Annotated in this window: 19 protein-coding genes and 1 pseudogene; 6 read left to right on the top strand and 14 right to left on the bottom strand. The window is 60.4% G+C overall.

Annotated elements, in window-relative coordinates:
* Positions 1-65: 65 nt before the first annotated feature.
* The gene (locus A4A58_RS06685) at positions 66-380 is read left to right on the top strand and encodes a DUF3253 domain-containing protein (protein WP_081421760.1); all 315 of its coding nucleotides are present in this window, start codon (positions 66-68) and stop codon (positions 378-380) included.
* Between the two features lie 4 nt (positions 381-384).
* Here the strand turns inward: A4A58_RS06685 and A4A58_RS06680 are convergent, their stop codons facing one another.
* From A4A58_RS06680 to A4A58_RS06660, 5 genes are all read right to left on the bottom strand, one after another.
* Positions 385-1,188: a YdcF family protein gene (locus A4A58_RS06680; protein ID WP_068730669.1), complete on the bottom strand. Its 804-nt coding sequence runs from the start codon at positions 1,186-1,188 to the stop codon at positions 385-387.
* A gap of 86 nt (positions 1,189-1,274) precedes the next feature.
* Positions 1,275-2,093 (bottom strand): aldo/keto reductase, encoded by an 819-nt coding sequence (locus A4A58_RS06675; RefSeq protein WP_068730743.1) that lies wholly within the window; start codon positions 2,091-2,093, stop codon positions 1,275-1,277.
* Between the two features lie 96 nt (positions 2,094-2,189).
* Positions 2,190-2,510: a helix-turn-helix domain-containing protein gene (locus tag A4A58_RS06670; RefSeq protein WP_081421759.1), complete on the bottom strand. Its 321-nt coding sequence runs from the start codon at positions 2,508-2,510 to the stop codon at positions 2,190-2,192.
* A gap of 292 nt (positions 2,511-2,802) precedes the next feature.
* On the bottom strand, positions 2,803-3,408 hold the full coding sequence (locus A4A58_RS30200; RefSeq protein WP_139069793.1) for a hypothetical protein: 606 nt from the start codon (positions 3,406-3,408) through the stop codon (positions 2,803-2,805).
* A 245-nt stretch (positions 3,409-3,653) separates the two neighbouring features.
* Entirely contained in the window at positions 3,654-4,139 is a 486-nt protein-coding gene (locus A4A58_RS06660; RefSeq protein ID WP_068730666.1) for a lysozyme inhibitor LprI family protein, read from the bottom strand.
* A 562-nt stretch (positions 4,140-4,701) separates the two neighbouring features.
* Here A4A58_RS06660 and A4A58_RS06655 point away from each other — a divergent pair.
* Positions 4,702-5,097 carry a hypothetical protein gene (locus A4A58_RS06655; RefSeq protein ID WP_068730665.1) on the top strand — a complete coding sequence of 132 codons (396 nt, stop codon included), beginning with the start codon at positions 4,702-4,704 and terminating at the stop codon, positions 5,095-5,097.
* Positions 5,098-5,186: 89 nt separating this feature from the next.
* On the opposite strand, the gene A4A58_RS06650 is transcribed toward A4A58_RS06655, so the two are convergent.
* Both A4A58_RS06650 and mgtE read right to left on the bottom strand, forming a co-directional pair.
* Entirely contained in the window at positions 5,187-6,410 is a 1,224-nt protein-coding gene (locus A4A58_RS06650) for a CaiB/BaiF CoA transferase family protein (RefSeq protein ID WP_068730664.1), read from the bottom strand.
* 247 nt (positions 6,411-6,657) lie between these two features.
* Complete coding sequence (gene mgtE, locus A4A58_RS06645) at positions 6,658-8,088, bottom strand: magnesium transporter (RefSeq protein WP_068730663.1); 1,431 nt, start codon at positions 8,086-8,088, stop codon at positions 6,658-6,660.
* 136 nt (positions 8,089-8,224) lie between these two features.
* Here mgtE and A4A58_RS06640 point away from each other — a divergent pair, with 136 nt between their 5' ends.
* Both A4A58_RS06640 and A4A58_RS06635 read left to right on the top strand, forming a co-directional pair.
* On the top strand, positions 8,225-9,037 hold the full coding sequence (locus A4A58_RS06640; protein ID WP_433993612.1) for a polysaccharide deacetylase family protein: 813 nt from the start codon (positions 8,225-8,227) through the stop codon (positions 9,035-9,037).
* A gap of 117 nt (positions 9,038-9,154) precedes the next feature.
* A complete protein-coding gene (locus A4A58_RS06635; protein ID WP_068730662.1) occupies positions 9,155-10,453 on the top strand; it encodes a polysaccharide deacetylase family protein in 1,299 nt (432 codons plus the stop codon).
* 11 nt (positions 10,454-10,464) lie between these two features.
* On the opposite strand, the gene A4A58_RS06630 is transcribed toward A4A58_RS06635, so the two are convergent.
* A complete protein-coding gene (locus tag A4A58_RS06630) occupies positions 10,465-10,836 on the bottom strand; it encodes a hypothetical protein (RefSeq protein WP_068730661.1) in 372 nt (123 codons plus the stop codon).
* A 432-nt stretch (positions 10,837-11,268) separates the two neighbouring features.
* On the opposite strand from A4A58_RS06630, the gene A4A58_RS06625 reads away from it, so the two are divergent.
* Together A4A58_RS06625 and A4A58_RS31430 are read left to right on the top strand one after the other, a co-directional pair.
* Positions 11,269-12,576, top strand: coding sequence for an MFS transporter (locus tag A4A58_RS06625; protein WP_081421758.1), 1,308 nt, complete (start codon positions 11,269-11,271; stop codon positions 12,574-12,576).
* Positions 12,540-12,733 (top strand): annotated as a pseudogene (locus A4A58_RS31430) (cupin domain-containing protein); the annotation flags it as partial. The gene A4A58_RS06625 and the pseudogene A4A58_RS31430, both read left to right, overlap by 37 nt.
* Positions 12,734-12,863: 130 nt before the next feature.
* Here A4A58_RS31430 and A4A58_RS06620 read toward each other — a convergent pair.
* From A4A58_RS06620 to A4A58_RS06595, 6 genes are all read right to left on the bottom strand, one after another.
* Entirely contained in the window at positions 12,864-14,174 is a 1,311-nt protein-coding gene (locus A4A58_RS06620) for an ABC transporter ATP-binding protein (protein ID WP_068730660.1), read from the bottom strand.
* Between the two features lie 13 nt (positions 14,175-14,187).
* Positions 14,188-15,921, bottom strand: a complete 1,734-nt coding sequence (locus A4A58_RS06615; RefSeq protein WP_068730659.1) for an ABC transporter permease — start codon at positions 15,919-15,921, stop codon at positions 14,188-14,190.
* Positions 15,922-15,935: 14 nt separating this feature from the next.
* On the bottom strand, positions 15,936-17,921 hold the full coding sequence (locus tag A4A58_RS06610) for a carbohydrate porin (RefSeq protein ID WP_068730658.1): 1,986 nt from the start codon (positions 17,919-17,921) through the stop codon (positions 15,936-15,938).
* Between the two features lie 121 nt (positions 17,922-18,042).
* Positions 18,043-18,432 carry a response regulator transcription factor gene (locus A4A58_RS06605; RefSeq protein ID WP_068730741.1) on the bottom strand — a complete coding sequence of 130 codons (390 nt, stop codon included), beginning with the start codon at positions 18,430-18,432 and terminating at the stop codon, positions 18,043-18,045.
* A gap of 113 nt (positions 18,433-18,545) precedes the next feature.
* Positions 18,546-19,193 (bottom strand): response regulator transcription factor, encoded by a 648-nt coding sequence (locus tag A4A58_RS06600; RefSeq protein ID WP_068730657.1) that lies wholly within the window; start codon positions 19,191-19,193, stop codon positions 18,546-18,548.
* Complete coding sequence (locus A4A58_RS06595; protein ID WP_081421757.1) at positions 19,190-20,287, bottom strand: sensor histidine kinase; 1,098 nt, start codon at positions 20,285-20,287, stop codon at positions 19,190-19,192. The genes A4A58_RS06600 and A4A58_RS06595 overlap by 4 nt, the downstream gene beginning before the upstream one ends.
* Positions 20,288-20,309 lie beyond the last annotated feature (22 nt).

The raw sequence follows: 20,309 nt of genomic DNA, 5'->3' as shown, positions 1-20,309 counted from the left end.
CTCGCCCGCGCCATGTCCGCCAAGCCACAGCTTGCGTCATGCGGTACGATGGGTCATGGCAGAGCATGTCCAAACCCAGTTCGAAGCCACCGAAGCCGGCAGCCGCCAAACCGGCCGCCCCGAAGCCCAAGCCCCTGCCGCTCGACGAGGCGATTCTCGACGCGCTCACCCGCAACGGCGCGGGCACGCTGAGCCCGCCTGAGATCGCGCATGTGATCGAGCCGGAGGGCGACTGGCACGCGCTGCTGATGCCGATCCGCCGCGCCGCCGTGACGCTAGCGCTCGCCGACCGCCTCGTGATCTATCGCAAGGGCAAGCCGGTCGAGGATCCCAACGATTTCCGCGGCGTGTATCGGCTGGGGCTGCCGAAGGCGGAGTGACGCATCACCGCTTCTTCGGCGCCGGCAGCAACTCGCTGCTGCGGCCAGCGAGCCAGTAGGTCACCAGCCCCACCCATTCGTGAACCGCGATGTCGCTCCGGCTGAGGCCGGCGCCGGCGGAATCGAAGGTCTCGGTGGCGTCGATCCAGCCGCGCGTGCGCCAGTCCACCGGATAGGCTTCAACATCGAATCCGACCCTGCGGAACGCGCCGATCGCGCGCGGCATGTGCCAGGCGGATGTCACCAGCAGCCAGCGCTCGCCGGGCTTCGGCGTCACCAGGCCCGCGGTGAAAGCGGCATTTTCGTCGGTGGTGCGGGAAGCGATCTCAAGCGTGACACGTTCGGGGGCCACGCCGAAACGCTGCAGCAGCTCGCCAGCAACGGGCGCTTCGGACAGCGACTTTTCAATCAGGCTGCCGGCGCCGCCGCTGAAGACGATACGCGCCTGCGGATAGCGGCGCGCCAGCTCCAGCATCGCCGTTATCCGCTCGCCGGCCGAATTGATCTCCAGCGAGCCGCGTGCCGCGGACGAATCCGAATCGATAGCGCCGCCGAGCACGATGATGCCATCGGGTGCACGGCCATCGTCCTGCCATTTCGGAAAACGCTCGGTCAGCGACAGCATCAGCACATTGCCAACAGGCGAATAGCCGAACAGCAGCAGCAACAGGATGCCAAAGGTGACCAGCAATGTTCCGACACGCTGGCGCTGCAGCAGCACCAGCACAATGCCGATCACGCAGATTATGGCGATCGCATTGGACGGCTCCGTGAAGAAGCCGAGCATCTTGGAGAATATGAAGAACATGAGGCCCTTGGCTTGCCGGACGGTGTCACTGCATGAGCCATCCCGTTTGCAAGATCAAGGCGGCAAATGCCGGTCGGCCTGATGGATCAATCCCATTTCGGCGCGAAGCCGTAGTCGGTCAGCCGCCCCTTCGGATGCGCCAGATGCGAAATCCGGGACATCTCGGTTTCGGACAGCATGAAATCGAACACGTCGATATTTTCCGACAGACGTTCGACCTTGGAGGTGCGCGGGATCGCCACCGCGCCCTGCTGGACCAACCAGCGCAGGCAAACCTGTGCTGCGCTCTTGCCATGTGCCTTGCCGATGTCAGAAAGCGTTTCATCGCCGCGGACATTGCCCTGGGCGATGGGGCTGTAGGCGACCGTGGCCAGACCATTCTGCCGGCAGGCGCCCTGCACCTTCGTCTGGTCGAGATAGGGGTGGTATTCGACCTGATCGCAGACCAGCGGCTCGGGACACGCAGCGACCGCCTGTTCGATCAGCGCCACGGTGAAATTCGACAGGCCGATATGTCTGGTCAGGCCCATCTGTTTGGCATGCGCCAGCGCGCCGAGCGTTTCCTCCAGCGGCACCTGCGGGTTCGGCCAGTGCAGCAACAGCAGATCGACCTCGGTCATCCGCAGCCGCGTCAGGCTCTCCTTCACGGAGCGTTCGAGATTGTGAGGCGCGAAATGCGTGGTCCAGACCTTGGTGGTGACGAACATCTCGTCACGGCGAATGCGCGCGGCATGGATGCCCTCGCCGACATCGCGCTCGTTCTCATAGACCTGTGCGGTGTCGATGTGGCGATAGCCGAGCCGGATCGCCTGCTCGACGACACGTGAACAAATGCGGCCGCGCAATTCCCATGTCCCGAGGCCAATGGCCGGGATGCGGGCGCCGTTTGCTTCCACGAACTGCATCATCTTCTCCTCTGACAGAGGAACGATACGAATGCCGACCAGCTTCTCCTGGACATGGCCGGCGCGTCAGCACAGGCGATGATCCACAACGATGGTTCAGGCGTCCGCAGCAACCGGTGCGAGCGCCGCGAACACTGTCTCCGGTGCGTGTGCGATCACCGCCAGCAAGGCACGGGCTGGACCGCGCGGCATGCGCTTGCCCTGCTCCCAATTGCGGATGGTCTCGACGGGAACGCCAAGACGCGCGGCAAATTCCATCTGGGTCAGCTGCGCGCGGCGGCGCAGATCGCGAACTTCTGCTTCGCCGGGTCGCACCGCGACCGGTTCCGGCACGACAGGCATATCGGGCACCAGCGGCACCTCGTGCCCGTCCCGCAATTCGACGATCCGTCCGTCAGCCTTCAACCGCAAGCGCATGTTCGACCTCATTGCGCGTGATGGTCGTCGATTACCGTTAAGGAGCCGTGAAGACAAGTGAGCCGGCGATCCCGGTGTTGGCGATCGTCGGCCCCAAGAGATGCGGGATGGCCGGGCACCCTTGTTGCTGAAACCGCGTGAAACATGCTTCGGCGAGCGAGGCCGCTTTGAACCATGAGCCGCCATCCGGGCATCGATAGGCATTCGGCTCGGGTATGTGATGCAGGTCGTGCGGGAGCGGGCATGGCTCGCTCCCATCCGTCGCAAAGCACGAACGCTGCTCACAGCCACTTCAATTCGTTGCGGTCTTGCCGCCGCGCATGGACACAAGCTTGTTTTCACGAAATCGGAGAATGAGCCAAGCGGTCTCATCGAAACCGTCTGCGAGCTTTCCCTCGTGCGAATACACGATCTGAGCAGCTTCCGACTTCGACGGCGGTCCCAACGCCGTGATTACCTCCTGACGCGACATACCTAAATGCAGCTTGCCGTCGAAGATGACGGGCGAGAATTTTTCCGGGATAATGCCGCAATCGGTCGAAGCCCCGGCGTCTTTCTCGGTGAGCTCTTCAACGATTTCCATGACGAGATGATCCGGGCCGCCTATCTCCCCGCCGGACACGACCCACAATCGATGCTGCGCGCGCCGATAACACAGCCAATAGATACTATCTCCAGCGTCCCCTCGGTGTTGGATGGTCCCTTCGCCCAAGGCTTCGCGAACCGCGTCGAGCCGCGTCTCCTCGAAGCGGCCCGCAAATGAGCCTAGCGAAAAGCGGGTCGCCAACCTCGTTACGACTGTCGGCGGCACGCGCTCGAACGCACGTTCGTTGATTGGGGGCGGCGGTGTCTGCGCGGAGCAGTCATCCGAGGGGATCGCAAATAAAAGCAGGAGCAAGAAGAGCGACTTTCGACCATCAACTCTGTATTAGCTTACATTAGAAATTGAGCGCATCTGCAATAGCTTCTCTCGTTTAACAAGGATGGTCGAACCAAATAAAATCGTGACGAAAGAGGAATACTTCAGGTTTTGTTCGAAGGGCTGTCACGTCGTTTGCAAAAACAGCGGAAAGCTCTCGCGCTCTGCCCCCACATCGACGATACGCCTATGCGAGAGACAATTGAGAGTGGGACTAAGAGGTCTCAGTGCTCGTTGACCGCAGCGCTGAGCTTGATCAAGCTCAGCGCGCGGTTCGCGGTCTCGCGCAGGCGGCAGTAGTTCGCGTCGCCCCGGTACATGCCGGACTCGACTTTGTCGAAGACCGCGCAGAAGCGATCACGCGACGCGGCGAAGGTTTTCTGCGAGTCCTTGACCGCCTTGATCTTGTCGGCGAACCCGCCGGCCTCAACCTTCTTTAGCGCCTCATTGGTTTTCTGCGTCCAAATGGCGAGTTCGCGCGCCGCGCAGGCTTTCCATTTGGCGACATCGTCATTCACGCCCTCCGCCTTTTTGATGCAGGGGTCGGCGACGAGCCCGACACACGCGCCGCCGAAACCGCCGGTTTCCTCCGCGGTCTTCAGGCAAGCATTGATCACTGCAACGTCGGCGGGCGCGGTGCCCTGGGCGAAAGCTATCGATGAGAGCGGGAGGCTTGCGGCGAGCAGCGCGGCGGAAAGTTTGAGCTTCATTTGAGATCTCCGTTCGGCGCATCGAAAATATGGAACGCAATACCACTGTGAGCAAATGAAGCCCCGCGAGCCGGTACACCGGCGGGTGTGGCGGAAGGGCCGGACGTCGAGTGGGAAAGCGAAACGAGCGGGTACGCGGCTTTCGCTACGCTCTCTTCAATCAATGCCTTTGAATATGCCTTGACCTGGCTCACGAGATTTTCAGACAATAAGTGACGCATGCAACTTTGGTCATCGAAGGCCCAGCATTGGTTCATCTGAATGTGGAATAGGAGCGCCGACGTGGCGACTCTGAAGATCGCAATTCAAGTTGTATGGACGATATCTGTAGTTGGAGCGGCCACATTTTCAGTGCTCCTTATGGCTGGCAGCAGCACGGATTTGTTGGCGCTCTCGCCCTAGGCTCTGTCAGCTTCGCTTTGAGTGCCGTTGTCGCCGCAAGCCCGGCCTTGGTGCTGCAATTGTTGCGTTGAGCACGCTGCTACGTTGACGGATAACGACGGCAGGACCGGTTTGGGGCACCCACCGGCTACGCCGCTGGCAACACTATGAGACTTCAAAATTGAACAAGATCGCCACGAAGACTGACGAAGGTGGCATGAAACGCTTTCTGATTTTCCCGGCTCTCTTTCCGCCTCTTGCGTTGGTCGTATTCACGGCGCCTGATGGGTTTAAGAATCTTCTCGATTGGATGGTTGAGTCCTACGCAATCGCGGTTATCCCGGCCTTGCTGCTGGCTTGGGTCGATTGGATGCTTTCTGCAAAGCCACTCCGAGTTATGGGAACGGCGGTGACGGCAGCACTCCCTGCAGTCTTGATCATGCTTTTCATGTGGGGAGGATCAAACGACTTATGGCCAATCTTGATGGTTGGGCTCGTCGGAGGACTACCAGCCGCGGTGTGTTCGTGGCTATCCGATGGCCGAACGTTAAGCATGAGCGCGCGAGCGAACAGCTAAAGTTTAATTGGCTCTCCGACCGACTTGCGGTCGGTCGGAGATGAGAGCGAATACAGGTGTGACGCCATCGATCGCCTGCCCCGACCGGCCTAGACGATGCCCTTCGTCCTCAGCGCGGCGATCCGTTCGCCGTCGTAGCCGATGGTGGACAGGATTTCGTCCGTGTTGGAGCCGAGAAGTGGCGGCGCGTGATATTCGGTGATCGGCGTGCCCGAAAACATCAGCGGATTTCGTACGAGCGAAAGCGCCGCCTCGAAGGGATGGTTTGAGCTCACGCGCATACCGCGGGACTTCACATGAGGGTCCGCGAAAACCTGATCGAAGTCGTTGATCGGGCCGGACGGTACGCCGACCGCCTCCAGACGCTCCAGCCAGTAGGCGACGGGCTGCTTCAGGAAAAGACCGGCGAAGATGGCCATGATCTCCTTGCCATGCTGGACACGATCGTTGTTCTTCAGGAAGCGCGGATCCTTGGCCAGGTCCGGCTCTCCGAGCACTTCGCATGTCCGCTGGAACTGGCCGTCATTACCATTCACGAGCATCAACTCGCCATCGGTGCAACGGAAGACACCGGCAGGCATGCCGCCATTGCCCCAGGTTCCGCGCCGCGGCGGGACTTTTCCGCTGATGAGATAGGGTTGGAGCCAATGTGAAAGGGAGGCGATCACCGTATCGAACAGACAAGCATCGATTTGCTGTCCCTCGCCGCCGCCGGCATCGCGATGATAGAGCGCCGACATCACGCCGATGGTGGCATTCAAGCCGGTCATATAGTCCACGATCGAGGGACCGACCTTCATGGGGCCCTCGCCCGGCTCGCCATCGAGATGGCCCGTCACGCTCATGAGACCACCCATCGCCTGCAGGATCGCATCATAGCCGGCGCGTGTGGCGTAGGGACCGGTTTGTCCGAAGCCCGTCACCGAGCAGTAAACGATGCGCGGGTTGATGGCTTTGATCGCGTCGTAGTCGAGGCCATAACGCTTGAGGTCGCCGACCTTGTAGTTTTCCAACAACACGTCGGCGGTCTTGACGAGTTCGCGAACGATCTCCTGGCCTTCAGGCTTGGCCACATTGACGGTGACCGATTTCTTGTTGCGATTGGCGCAAAGATAGAAGGAGTTGTCTCGCCTGCTACCGTCCGGATCGTTCAGATAGGGAGGGCCGAACGCGCGGGAATCGTCGCCAGTTCCAGGGCGTTCGATCTTGATGACTTCCGCGCCGAGATCGCCGAGCATCTGACCTGCTATCGGGCCGGCAAGCACCCGCGTCATATCGATAACCTTGATGCCCGAGAGCGGCAGAGCCGGCATGTATTCCTCCTGTATGTTGGTTCGTCACGTCGGCCACGGAGAACGTGTGAAGCGAGCGCTTACAGGAAAATCACCCCGAGTGCACCGCTTTGTGAGCATGAGGGCTATCCCATTCAAGAGGGCACAGCTCGTGAAGCAGATAGAGGCTTATCTGGACATCGGGCTTGCGCAGCCCGATGGCACGGCAGTCGCAAAGGGCAATTGAGCATAAGATGAATCAAGACGGCTGAAACGTCGCGAATGATCCCTACTTCAGCCCGAACCACAGCGTCGCGATCCCCAAGAAAGCGAAGAAGCCGACCACGTCGGTCACCGTGGTCACGAAGGTACCGGAGGCGACGGCCGGATCGGCCTTGACGCGTTCGAGCACCATCGGGATCAGGATGCCACCGAGTGCGCCGGCGATCAGATTGCAGATCATTGCAAGGCCGATGACGATGCCGAGACCGGGCGTCTTGAACCAGGCATAGGCTGCGATGCCGGTGATCACGGCAAAGGCCAGACCATTGATCAACCCGACAAGGCCTTCGCGGATCACGATGCGCAGGGCGTTGTTGGGGTTGAGCTGCCGCGTCGCCAATGCGCGCACCGCGACCGTCATGGTCTGGGTTGCGGCATTGCCGCCCTGGCTAGCGACAATGGGCGCCAGCACCGCGAGCGCCACCATCTGCTGCAACTGGTCCTCGAACAGGCCCAGCACCGACGACGCGATGAAAGCGGTGGCGAGATTGACGAGCAGCCAGGCGAAACGGCCCTTGGCGATGGTCCAGAAATTATCCGACAGTTCTTCGTCTGACGTGACGCCGCCGAGCGCCTTGAGGTCCTCGTCGGCCTCCTCCTCGATGACATCGACGACGTCATCGATGGTGATGACGCCCACCAGGCGGTTGTCGATATCCACCACGGGTGCCGCGACAAGGTTGTACTTGCCGAACATCCGCGCCACTTCCTCCTGATCATCGACCACGGAGACACGGCGGCGGTCTTCGTCGACCAGATCGGCCAGCGACACTGGACGGCGCGCCCGCAACAGCGCGTCGAGCGATATCGCGCCCTGCCAGCGCTGCCACTGGTCCACGGCATAGATCTCGTAGAAGCGTTCCGGCAGGTCCGGCGTCTCGCGCATGTAGTCGATGGCCTGGCCGACGGTCCAATCCTGCGGCACCGAGATGAATTCGGTCTGCATGCGCCGGCCGGCAGAGTTTTCCGGATAATCCAGGCTGCGCTCGAGCGCCACGCGCTCTGAGAGCGGCAGCTTCTCGAGGATCTCGTCCTGGACCTCCTCGTCGACGCCTTCGAGCAGTTCGACGGCATCGTCGGAATCGAGTTCGCGAACGCCCTCGGCGACGGTCTCGGGCTCCAGCTCCTCGAGCAGTTCCTCACGGACGGTGTCGTCGACTTCGTTGAGCGCCGAGAAGTCGAAATCGGCGCCGGTCAGTTCGATCAAGGGCGCGCGCTCGTCGGCATCGAGCGCTTCGATCAGGTCGCCAAGATCGGCCTCGTGGAGCTCGCCGACGATCTCCTTGAGGAATGCGGTATCGGCAACCTGAACCGCGTGCGAGATCGCCTCGACAAATTCGGGGCGAATGTCGCCTGCATCGTCGCGCATCGGCATCTTGTCGAGCGCCGACAATTCCTCGGGAGCGACCGGTTGGGCGAGATCGACGTCATCGGCCATGCCGCACCTCGCCTGCTTGTTTGGGGGGTGACGGAGCTAGCGCGATTCCTGAAGAAATGCGCTAATCCATCTGTGAACGGAAGCTCGCATCAGGCATTACCCAATGCGCAATGCCTGATGCAATCGGAAAAATGCGGTGCGCGAAATCAGCGGCCGGGAAAGTGTCGTGATCGTGTTGAAGGCCGCCATCTTTGCCTTGATTGCTTCCACCATCGTCGCACATGCCGAAGACTGCCCGCGCAAGGATACGCTGGGCACCGCGCGCATTCTGACTGTGGATCCCAAGACCTACCCGCGGGTCGGAACGCAGAGTTTTCCGGATACGCTGCCGCTGGAAGACCGCGAGGTCGTGCTGACCTTCGACGATGGCCCGCATGCGCCGACCACGGCGAAGATTCTCACAGCACTCTCGCGCGAATGTGTTCGCGCGACCTTCTTCCTGATCGGCAACAGCGCGACGGCCAATGCGGCGCTGGTGAAGCGCATGGCCGCCGAGGGCCATACCATTGGACATCACACCCTCGCCCATGCCGACCTCAAGAAGATCAGCAATGCGGCTGCCGTCGAACAGATCGACCGCGGCATCAGCGCCGACGAAATGGCGCTGAATGGCAAGGCCACCACCGTGCCGACCACACCATTCTTTCGATTCCCCTATTTCGAGTCGACGCCGGCCTTGCTCGACCTGCTGCAGTCCCGCCGGATCGCGGTGTTCGGCGCGGATTTCTGGGCCAGCGACTGGAATCCCATGACCCCGCAGCAGCAACTGGAGCTGATTACCGGCCGGCTCAAGGCCGCCGGACGGGGAATCATCCTGTTTCACGACACCAAGGCGCAGACTGCCGCGATGCTGCCCGATTTCCTGCGCTATCTCCGGGAGAACCGCTACCGGGTCGTGCATATCGTGCCACCGGCCGCCGGCTCCTCCGCCCGCCCCAGTTCCCAGTAGAACTCGCGATCATCAGGATGCGGAAAATACCGTCGGCGGGCCGACATGATTAACATTGCGTTCACAGCCGCCCCGGTAACTTTACAGCCGACATCAAAGCGAGTGACGGATCGATCAATGAACAAGGCGACGACTGACCGGGCACGACGCCTTCTGTGCCTGAGCCTGCTCACCGGCCTGACCCTGTTCACCGCCGCCGCAGCCTCCACCACCAGTGCCTTGTCGGCCGAGGCGTGCCCGGGCAATCCCGGCGCGCTCGGCACCTCGCGCACCATCGTGGTCGATCCCCGCGAACATCCCAAGATCGGCACCATGCAATATGCCGAGACGTTGCCGCTCCAGGACAAGGAGGTCGTGCTGACCTTCGACGACGGCCCAATCCCGAAACACTCCAACGCGATCCTGGATATCCTGGCCTCCGAATGCGTGAAGGCGACGTTCTTCATCATCGGCCGGATGGCGAAGGAGCATCCCGAAGGCGTGCGCAAGCTGATCGCGCTCGGCCACACCGTCGGCACCCATAGCCAGAACCATCCGCTCAGCATGAACCGCATGCCGATCGAGAAGGCGCAGCAGGAAATCGAGGACGGCATCGCCAACACCACCGCAGCGCTCGGCGATCCCGCGCTGCTGTCGCCGTTCTTCCGCATTCCCGGCCTGCTGCGCGCGAGCGTCGTCGAGGACTATCTGGCCTCGCGCGGGATCCAGACCTGGAGCGCCGATTTCCCGGCCGACGACTGGCGCCATGTGTCGCCGCAGAAGGTCCATGACCTCGCGATCTCGCGCATCGCCGCCAAGGGCAAGGGCATCCTGTTGCTGCATGATATCCAGCCGCGCACCGTGGCCGCCCTGCCCGGCATCCTGCGCGACCTCAAGGCCGGCGGCTATCGCATCGTCCATGTCGAGGCGGCGACGCCCGACAAACCGAAGACGCCGACCGAGCCGCAGCAGTGGCAGTTGCATCCGGTGTCGGAGACCGTGGCCGTCACGCGCTGGCACAAGGTGCCGACATTCGCCTTTGCCCATGATGACATGCTGCCCGCGCCGGCGATCTCGGCCTCCGACCAAATGCTGTCGCTGACCGAGAATTTCGATCGCATGCGTCGGCCGCGCAATGCCGTGCCGCTGCCCGAACAGGCACCGTGGCCACGTGAAGCACCGCTGCAGACGATGATCGACACAGCCACATTACCGGTGCCGGCAAAGACCCTGTTCGAGCTCGCCGAACGTCACGGCACTCCGATCAAGGCACTCGTGCAGCTACCACATCACGCACAACAGACGGCGCCTGCCCGCGGCAGCGATTCAGATGCGATTGCGAAACTGATTTCGCTCGATGCCAGCGCCGCCAGACGCACCATCCCCGGCGCCATTCCGCCGGGCCTGCATCCGACGGCAGTTGCCGCCCCGCGCTGAGCGCGACGGGATCAGGTGACGATCTTGGCGATGCACAGCACCACGATGATGCCAAGGAACAGCAGGTCGATATAGGACTTCATCTCGCCGGCCTGGCGCTGCTCGACCACGTTCTTCACGACAGCCTTGCGCGACGACACGGCGGAGGGGCCTTCGCCGGCCAATCCACCAAGCCGGCGTGCTTCGAGTTCGAGCTTCTCGATCGCCTTGAAGAAGACGAATGTGCGCAGCGCCGAGATCGCCCGCATGCCGGCATAGGCCAGCACCAGAGCCGCCACGATGGCGCGCTGCTGGTAGGTGCCGACGAAATTCAGGCTGAAATAGACCAGCGCCAGGAAGGCAAAATTGGAGATGAAACGATAGGCATAGCTCAGATATTTCATGTCCGCTCCGGAAGATCGACGTTCCCGACCATGTCTAGCTGCCGGACGGCGGCGTTGCTACTGGCAAGTCGTTACCTGAGCGCTAAAGGATGATGACAACTGCAATGCATCTGGAGATTTACCCGCAACGCGCCAACGGACTTTTGTCAAACGACGGCGCGTATAGGTCAGCGCGGTACATCATGCTCGGCCCGGCGCGATGATGTCTGCGGCGGCTTCGGTAGCAAGATCACAACGCCATGTTCGGGCACCGTGCCATAAGCGCGACCGTGCGGCAGCGCTTTCCGTAGTGTACAACCTTGACAAAGGAACCTGCTTCGCCGTAACCAGCCGTCATTGCAGGGTGTCTCCCCGCCGTAAGCGTTAACGTCACTCAACGTGCTCAGCTCCGGACAGCCCCAACGTGGCTGGCCGCCTCGAAAGCACGTCGACATGAACCAGAACGCTCCTCCAAAATTCAAAACTGCGTCCAAACCCGCGCCGCTCAGCCGCGACGAGCGCAAGAGTCTGATCAAGCAGGTCCTGATCGTCTTTTTCGGCTTCCTCTCGGTCGGCCTGCCGCTGCCGCCGATCTCGCTCTACATCCATGACCAGCTCGGTTTCTCGGCCGGCGTGATCGGCTTCGCCATCGGCATCCAGTCGGTGGTGACCGTGCTCACCCGCCACCGCGCCGGCACGCTGAGCGACCATCACGGCGCGCGTTACGCGATCCGGCTCGGCCTGCCGCTGTCGGCGCTGGCCGGCCTGTTCTATCTGCTGGCTGCCACCCTGCCGCTGCCGGCCGAAGGCAAGCTCGCGCTGCTGCTGACCGGACGCGTCGCGCTCGGCTTCGGCGAAAGCCTGTTCATCACCGGCGCCATGAGCTGGTGCATCGGACGGCTCGGCCCGCACCGCACCGGTCTGGTGATGTCGTGGCAGGGCATCGCCATGTATTCGGCGATTGGATTGGGCGCACCGATCGGCCTCGCGGTCTACGCATCTATCGGCTTTGCCGGCGTCGGCGTGCTGGCGGCCATCTCGCCACTGATCGCGCTGGGGATCGCCTACGCCATCCCCGACGTGCCTGTGTCGGGCAGCACCGAACGCACGCCATTCTACAAGGTGATCGGACTGATCTGGCGTTCCGGCACGGTGCTCTTCCTCGCCACCATTCCCTTTGCAGGGATCACCGGCTTTCTCGCGCTGACCTATGTCGAACGCGGCTGGTCCGGCGCAGGCATCGCGCTCGCCGCCTTCTCCTCCGGCTTCATCTTCGTGCGCCTGGTCGGCAGCCACCTGCCCGACCGGTTCGGCGGAGCTCGTGTCGCCATGGCATCGCTGGCGATCGAGGCGCTGGGTCAGGCGCTGATCTGGCTGTCGACAAGCCCGATGCTGGCGCTGCTCGGCGCACTCGTCACCGGCATCGGCTTCTCGCTGATTTTCCCGTCGATGGGCGTCGAGGCCACGCGCCGCGTGCCGATCGAACAGCGCGGCCGCGCGGTGGCGAATTTCATCGCCTTCTTCGATCTGGCGATCGGGCTGACGGCGCCGGCGGTGGGATATGCGGCGGGGCTGTTCGGGTACGGGACGGCGTTTCTGATCGGCGCTGTCGCAGCGATCTGTGCGCTGGTGCTGGCGGCACAGGATGACGATAACGGAGAGATCAGATGCAATAATGATATTGGGCCATCTCCGACAATCGACCAAGCCATCAACCACGGCTTTCCTTCGCGAAAAATTCAGGCGACGGACACCACATGATCAACCGGTCGAACTCGACGGCAGTCTACCTTGAAGTCGCAAGCCGCTCCCCAACGATGTCATCTACGGCAGCGACGTAGACATGCGAAGCGTAAGTTCGGATGGTCTCTTCACGCGCAAAGATGGGACGCCCTACGCTCGAACCGATGCGACTTAGCAGGTTCGACGATGTGCAATCTCTAACCGCAGGATACTTCAGAGCATCGTAATCAGTGCGCGCCGTTCTTCTAACAGTACGCTTCAAACGGATTTCTGATTTACGCCTACAAGGGTCTCGACCGATATTCCTAGTGAGGATTCTCCAGGCTGAACATCTCCGCCTGCTCGTCATAAGCGAACAACTCGGCATATCGCCCCCACGACACGGCCGTTTTAAGCGTCTCGTCAGCGTAATCTTCCGACATGTAGTCTTCAAGCTCGTTACGAAAACGTGCTGCCGGGGCTGTGTGAGATGGACGTTCATCAAGGACGCGGCGGATCAGGCCCATGACGGGGACATAGCTTATAACGTGTTCAGCGAAGAGCTTCTTGCGTTCGTCGGTTTCAAGGTGGGCAAAACGTTTGCCGGGCTCAGTCAACATCAGGTCGCCCTCGCTCAAGTGAGCAAATCGCAATAACTGAAGGGCCTCACCCAGGTGAAAAATTTCGTCGGCTTCGAGTTGCAGGTGCCCGGCGAGAACGGGCAAATCAGCGTGCCCGTTGTATGGGGCAGCCGCCAGCCGCTCGATCAGGCCAGATAGTACGTTGGAGGAGACATGATTGAGCACCATTCCAACGCCGCTGCCCTGGATGCCTTCGATTGCAGGTGTGGGAGTCTCCGAGCGCTGCGTCATACGGGCGTAGATGCTATCGACGAGCAGCCGGAAAGTGGGATCCAGACGATTGCGCGGATGAGGCAGATCCACCTTGATCTCGGCCGCCACGCGGCCTGGGTTTGACGAGAACACCAGGATGCGGTCACACATCAGCACCGCCTCCTCGATGTTGTGCGTCACCATCAACACCGATTTGATCGGCAGCCGGCCTTCGACCCATAGGTCGATGAGGTCGGTGCGCAGCGTCTCCGCCGTGAGGACATCGAGAGCGGAGAACGGCTCATCCATCAGGAGGAGATCCGGATGCACGACCAGGGCGCGTGCAAAGCCGACGCGCTGGCGCATCCCGCCCGATAGCTCCTTCGGATAAGCCGACTCGAATCCGTCGAGACCGATGAGATCGATCGCGGCGAGCGCCCGCGTGCGGCGTTCACCCTTGTCGATGCCCAGCGCTTCCAGTCCCAATTCGACATTCTGCAAGACTGTCAGCCATGGAAACAGCGCGAACGACTGGAACACCATGGAGACGCCATTGGGCGGCCCGTCGATGGCTTCCCCCCGGCATTTGGCATCGCCCGAGGATGGAGTGATGAGCCCGGCGATGATGCGCAGCAGCGTCGATTTCCCGGATCCTGACCGCCCCAGCAGCCCGACAATCTCGCCGGAATGGATCGTCAGATCGACCTTCTCCAGCACCAGGAGGTCTTCGCCGCTCCCTTTCGGAAACGACCGGCAGACACCGCGGATGTCGAGAAGGGTGGCTTCGTTGGCTTGATCGAGCATGAGCTATTCCTGATTACCCGAGCCGAAGGCGGCGCTCGCCGAAGGCATAGAGTGGCCTCCAGAGCAGCCGGTTAAAGAGCGTCACCAGAATGCACATGATCGCGATACCAAGCACCACCCGAGGGAAATCGCCGGCTTCTGTCGCAGTTGCAATGTAAGCGCCAAGCCCCGTCGCCGTCAGGTGGGTGTCACCCCAGCTCGCGACCTCGGCCACGATGGAGGCGTTCCAGGAGCCGCCGGAGGCGGTGATCGCCCCCGTGATGTAATACGGAAAGATGCCCGGCAGTATGACCTTGGTCCACCATCGCCATCCCTTGAGATGGAAGCTGCTGGCTGCTTCCTTGAGGTCGCTCGGGAACGCGCTGGCGCCCGCGATGACGTTGAACAGGATATACCACTGGGTACCGAGGATCATCAGCGGGCTGAGCCAGACGTTCGCATTCAACCCATAGCGCACGATGAGGACCACGAAGACGGGAAACGCCAGATTTGCGGGAAACGCCGCCAGGAACTGTGCGAGCGGCTGAATCCGTTCGGAAAGTTTCGGACGAAGCCCGATCCAGACGCCGACCGGAACCCAGATCAGCGAGGCCAGCGCAATCAGAACGACGACCCGTGCCAACGTGATGAAACCATATCCAACCGCGCTGAACACGTCCGAGACGCTCAACGTCGCCGACAGATATTCATAGACCTTCCAGGCCGCAAAAGCCGTGCCTGCCACGATCAATCCGAGCCAGAGCGCATCGGCAATGCGGGATGGTGGCCCCCGTCGCGTCGAAACCCGCAGATTTTTCGGAAGCGCGATGTGCAGGTTCGAGACGGCCTTGTTCAAGGCCGTGAACGGGTAGGACAAGGCCCGCAGTGCCCGGGTTCGGCGAAACAGATCGAGCATCCAGGATGACGGTTCGGTCGCCGAAGCGGTTTGCTCGAACCGGAATTTGTCGGCCCACGCAACGACAGGACGAAACAGCAACTGATCGTAGGCGAGAATGACCAGAAACATCGCGAGGATGGCGTAGCCGATTGCGGGAAGGTTTTGCTCCTTGATTGCCAACGCCACATAGGAGCCAATGCCGGGCAATGTCACGGTGGTATCCCCAACCGTGATGGCTTCAGAAGCGACTACGAAGAACCAGCCGCCGGACATCGACATCATCGTATTCCAGATCAGACCCGGCATCGCGAACGGCACATCCAGCCGCCAAAACCGCTGCCATCCGCTGAGGTGAAAGCTCTGAGAGGCCTCTTCCAGATCCTTCGGGACGTTGCGCATCGACTGGTACATGCTGAAGGTCATGTTCCAGGCCTGGCTGGTAAAGATCGCGAACACGCACGCAAGCTCGGCGCCAAACACACGTCCCGGAAAGAGATTCATGAAGAATACGACGGTGAAGGTCAGGAAGCCGAGGATCGGCACTGACTGAAGGATGTCGAGCAGCGGGATCAGAACCATCTCCGCCCGGCGGCTCTTGGCGGCCAAGGCGGCATAGATGAAGGTGAAGATGATCGAGCAGACGATGGCCAGCAGCATCCGCATGGTTGTCCGGAGCGCATAGAAAGGCAGATTGGTGGGGTCGAGCGACACAGGCGCAACGTCGAGCGCAGACAACGGCCCGGCGGTCTGCTCTCCGCCGTAGACGATCAACACCAGTGCACCGATGACAAGAATCAGGGCCACGAGGTCCCAGATGTTGGGCCGCAGCGCTTGCCCCAACGCGGCTGGGCGAGTGTGTTGAATTGCCATGAATGCCGCCCTGTTCAGAACTCGCCGTGAAGCCGGCCCGAAAAGATGGAGACCGGTCCCCGGTCGGCGTTATAGGCGGGATTTGTGATCAGCTGATAATCGGCCGTCAGCGTGAAATTCTTGTCGATCGAATAGGCGTAATAAGTCTCCAGAATCCGCTCCGGGCGGTAATTGATCTGGCCGTCACCGATCAACAGACCCTTGCCGCCTGCAGCCAGAAAGTCGCGGTGAGAGTCGGAGAGGCCGTTGATGGCTCCGCCGACACCGATCGTGTCGTTGGCGCGTCCCCAATAGCTGCCCTTGATTGACAGACCAGCGGAGAGGCTTCGGTCGATATCGGTGAATGACAGAATTTCGTTCTGGCCATCGTTCCAGCTTGCACGAGCAAACACGCCAATATCCCGGGCGACCTGCTGCTCCGCGTTGACGTAGAAGCCGTATTTGAGGTTGTCGCGTCGGATACTCGCCATGACATCGTTGATGTCGAGCGTCGTGTCCGACGCTCCGATGCCAATCGCCCGGCGGTAGTTGCCGGTATTGCCTCGGTTCGCAAAGGCGCCAAGGCGGAGTTTTCCCGGCTGTTCGAGGATCGCGTATCGTTCTTCCAGTTCGAGCACGACGCCGCCCGTCTTGAAGGTCAGTACGTCACTGTTCGGCTGGGACGGAACCTGAAAGAAGCCGGCGCGTACCGCCCAATCCTTGCGATTCAGTTCGACGATTGCGCCCCGCGTAAAGCCGGGCAGATCGGCCGGGAAATCATATGCGGCGGACGACCACATCGCCCAGTTCATGAAATCGAGGCGCGGGTCCTTCGCATAGGAGTTGCCGTCGAAGAAATCTCCGACGGCAAACCGCCCGACGGTGACGGTGACGCGGTCAATGTCACGCTTCCCCGGCAGTTGGTTGGCTGCATCGGCGACGTCCTCCTGCTCGCCGCCGAGACCGAACGTCTGACGGAAATAATAGCGCTGCGCGCGGAATTTCGGGTATTCCGCGCCGCCCTTTTGCGCCTCTCCGTTCGAGAATCCTGCCAGGCCGAGCGTCCCGCCGATGCCGAAACCTTGCGCCAGCTCTGGACCAAAATAGAATTCGCCGCCGTCCCACAGGCGCCACCCGAGAAAAGCGCCGACTGTCCAGGTCTCACGGACGCGGCCGGCTCCAGGCAGACTGTTGGCTCCCTGATAGGGCGAGCGGAAGCTTGGATAGCCCTGCGGGATGAGCGTGGTCTGGGCGTGAATGTTCCAGTCGGGCGACTCAGGAATAGCCGGTCGCCTGACTGCGAAATCGTTCGATGGCGTCCAGGGTGGAACGTCCCAAAGCCGGTAGTTCACGCCGAACTTGACCGTATGAATATCCGGATCGACGCGCACGCTCGGCAGTCCGACGTCGTTCAAATTATAGGTCCGGCTGCCCAGATCGATATAGTTATACTCGATTTTTCCTGTCCAGTTGCCGCCCATCGAAACCTCGACGCCTGCGCCGGCGACCCAGCCGAGATGGCTGCGTGCTCGCGAGCCGACAGGCTCACCGTCATCGCCGTTGATATCGATGCGGGTCCGCGCCCAGGCTGCCCCCGTGGTCACGTAGGGAAGCAACGTCCCGAAAGCGTAGCCGATCCGGCCCCGGACCGTCCCGAACGTGTCGAACGTTGTGTTGAACGGAGCCGGAGTAAGCCGAGGGCGATCGAGCGTACTGGTGAACGATATATCGGTCTCGGCGCCAAGGACGACGTTGTTGGACAGTTGAATGTTGTAGCCAGCCTGATAGCCGCCAGTGAGGCCGGTCAGGCTGTGTGGGAAAAACACTCCCTGCTCCGGAAGCGGGTTCGTGCCCGGTCCGAAGCTGCCGCCGCCGTAGCCGGCATGCCCGCCGATATAGAAGCCCGTCCAATTGAAAATCGCAGCGAAGCTCTTAGCCTGGGCCTTTGTTGCCAAGTCTGCAGCGTATGCAGGAAGATCTGGTAAGAATACCGATAGAAGTACGATGGCCGATCTACGCATGGTTGCTCGCTCCGCGAATGACTCCCGCGGCGAACCCAGTGAGTCAGCTTATCTAAATTTGGTTGTCCTTGAGGTCGGTTCCTCGACCGAGAGCGCCTCTCGAAACCTTTCGGTCACGCAATCAAGGATCGCAGGATCGTGCCGTCGTTTCGACGGTGCGCCCCTTGAGCGCCGCAGCAAGTGAGCGAATCATGATTTTGCCATCGAAGGGCTTAGTCAAGAAGTCAGCGGCCCCTGCTTCGAAGGCCGCCGCGCGATCGCCTTCCTCTGGGAAGGCGGTAATAAAGATAATTGGCGTATTGATTCCCTTGGCGAGCAACACTGACTGCAGTTGTAGTCCCGTCATACCTGGCATCCGAACGTCGATGATAAGGCACGACGTATGGCTGACATACGGGGACGCCAGGAACTCGTCAGCGGAGGAGAATGTATAGGCTATGAATCCGAGCGACCGAACCAACCTATCCGTGGCTCTTCGGACAGACTTATCGTCGTCAACGATCGAGATCACGGGGAGTTTGGACAAGTCGCTGCCTTTCGAGGGCCGGGAGATTTACGTCGTGCCTTGAACTTGTGCCAGCTCGATGCTCTCCACAACACATACATAGGTTTGTAGTGGGCAGCTCAGGTGCGGATGAGAGAGATCGCGTCAGCAATCCGAACCAGATCGGGAAGCGATTTGGCTTTCATTTTTTTCATGATGTTGCCACGGTGAATCTTAACCGTTATTTCGCGTAGGCCCAATTCAGCAGCGACCTGCTTGTTCATCAGCCCCGACGTCACCAGGGTCATAACCTCCCTTTCACGTGGCGTCAGTGCGCTGAACATCGCGAGCAAGGTCGTTTCAACCCCCTCCGCCTCACGTCGGCGCTTATCGCGACCGACTGCAGCCGCAACGGCAGAGAGAATTGCGCGACCGTCTACTGGCTTTGTAAAAAAATCGACCGCCCCACCCTTCATTGCCTGGATCGTGGTGGGAACGTCGGCATGCCCGGTGATAAAGATTATCGGAATCTGGCGATTAGACTGAGCAAGATCTTTCTGAATCTCAATGCCGTCCAAGATCGGCAACCTCACATCCAATACCAGACAGTTGGCAAAGTCGGATTGTGAGCTCTGCGCCATTTCTGCCGCAGACCCGAACGCTTCAACGTTAAACCCGGCAGATTTGAACAGATTTCTCAAACCCCTTCGTACAGCCACATCGTCATCAACAATAAAAACGAGACCTTTGTCAGTAGACGCACGCAACGTTGTCGCATCAGCCGTCACGAAACTAGCTCCGCAGGCTTAGGGAGAAGGAACCGAAAGGTGGCGCCGCCCCCATCATTGGGCTCCGCCCAGATTCGGCCACCGTGCGCCATGACGATCGTTCGACAGATCGACAACCCCATTCCCATCCCACTTGGTTTTGTCGTGTAGAATGCGTCAAATAGCTGATCCAATACATTGGTCGACAATCCACTTCCGAGGTCAGTCACCTCAACAAGAACGCCTCCAGCACCGGCCTTTTTGGCTCCGATGTAAAGTAGTCGATCGTTGTTAACGTTGGCCATTGCCTCCACCGCATTCAGGATAAGGTTTAGGATAACCTGCTGCAGCTGGACTCGGTCACCGGCAACTGACAAAAAATCGGAATCGAACTCGGTTTTCACCACCACATTCGCGCGCTGCATTTGGGGCCGCATTAGATCGATCACGTCGATGACAATTTCATTTATATCGACTATCTCGCTATGCGGCGGCGTATTTTTAAACAGTGCCCTAATTCTGCTAACGATGTCGCTTGTTCGCTTCCCGTCCTCGACGATAGCCTCAAGGGCTTGCTGTATCTCTGTGAGATCTGGTGACTTAGCCTCCAGCCACCGCATGGCGGCTTCAGCATTGGCGACTACACCTGCAATAGGCTGATTCACTTCGTGAACTATCGCTGCAGTGAGTTCACCCATAGTGGTCACGCGGTTCGCATGCGCGAGATTTGTCTGCGCTTGATGCAAAGCCGTTTGAGCAGAGCGATTTTGAAGAGCAAGATAGGTCGAGGCAACAATCGCTGCGATGCTAATCACGCAATTAATGAAACCTGTGCTTCTGGTACTATCTTCTCGGGAAATGAAGTAGCTTACTATCGTTAGCGTCACACAAACTAAAGTAACCAACAAGACGCCTGGGCGTTCTAAGATACGAACAACTATAAGTATGACCGCCACGTACATGACAGCAATCGCAATTTCTAGCTGCGTAATGGTATCTGCGACGAAGATCGCGCAGGAAAGGGCTGAAGCTGCAAACAAAAGCATAGGAGCGGGCGCTCCGCCCTTAGCGGACGGTGAGATACGCGCTCGTTGTCGTGCCAAGATGTTCATCATCTAGAGATCCGCGCTTAGTCCG

This window comes from Tardiphaga robiniae (genome assembly GCF_001618955.1).
GTDB classification, from domain to species: Bacteria; Pseudomonadota; Alphaproteobacteria; order Rhizobiales; family Xanthobacteraceae; genus Tardiphaga; species Tardiphaga robiniae_A.
The sequence above is the reverse complement of the archived record's forward strand: the minus strand, read 5'-3'. Positions and strand labels throughout refer to the sequence as shown.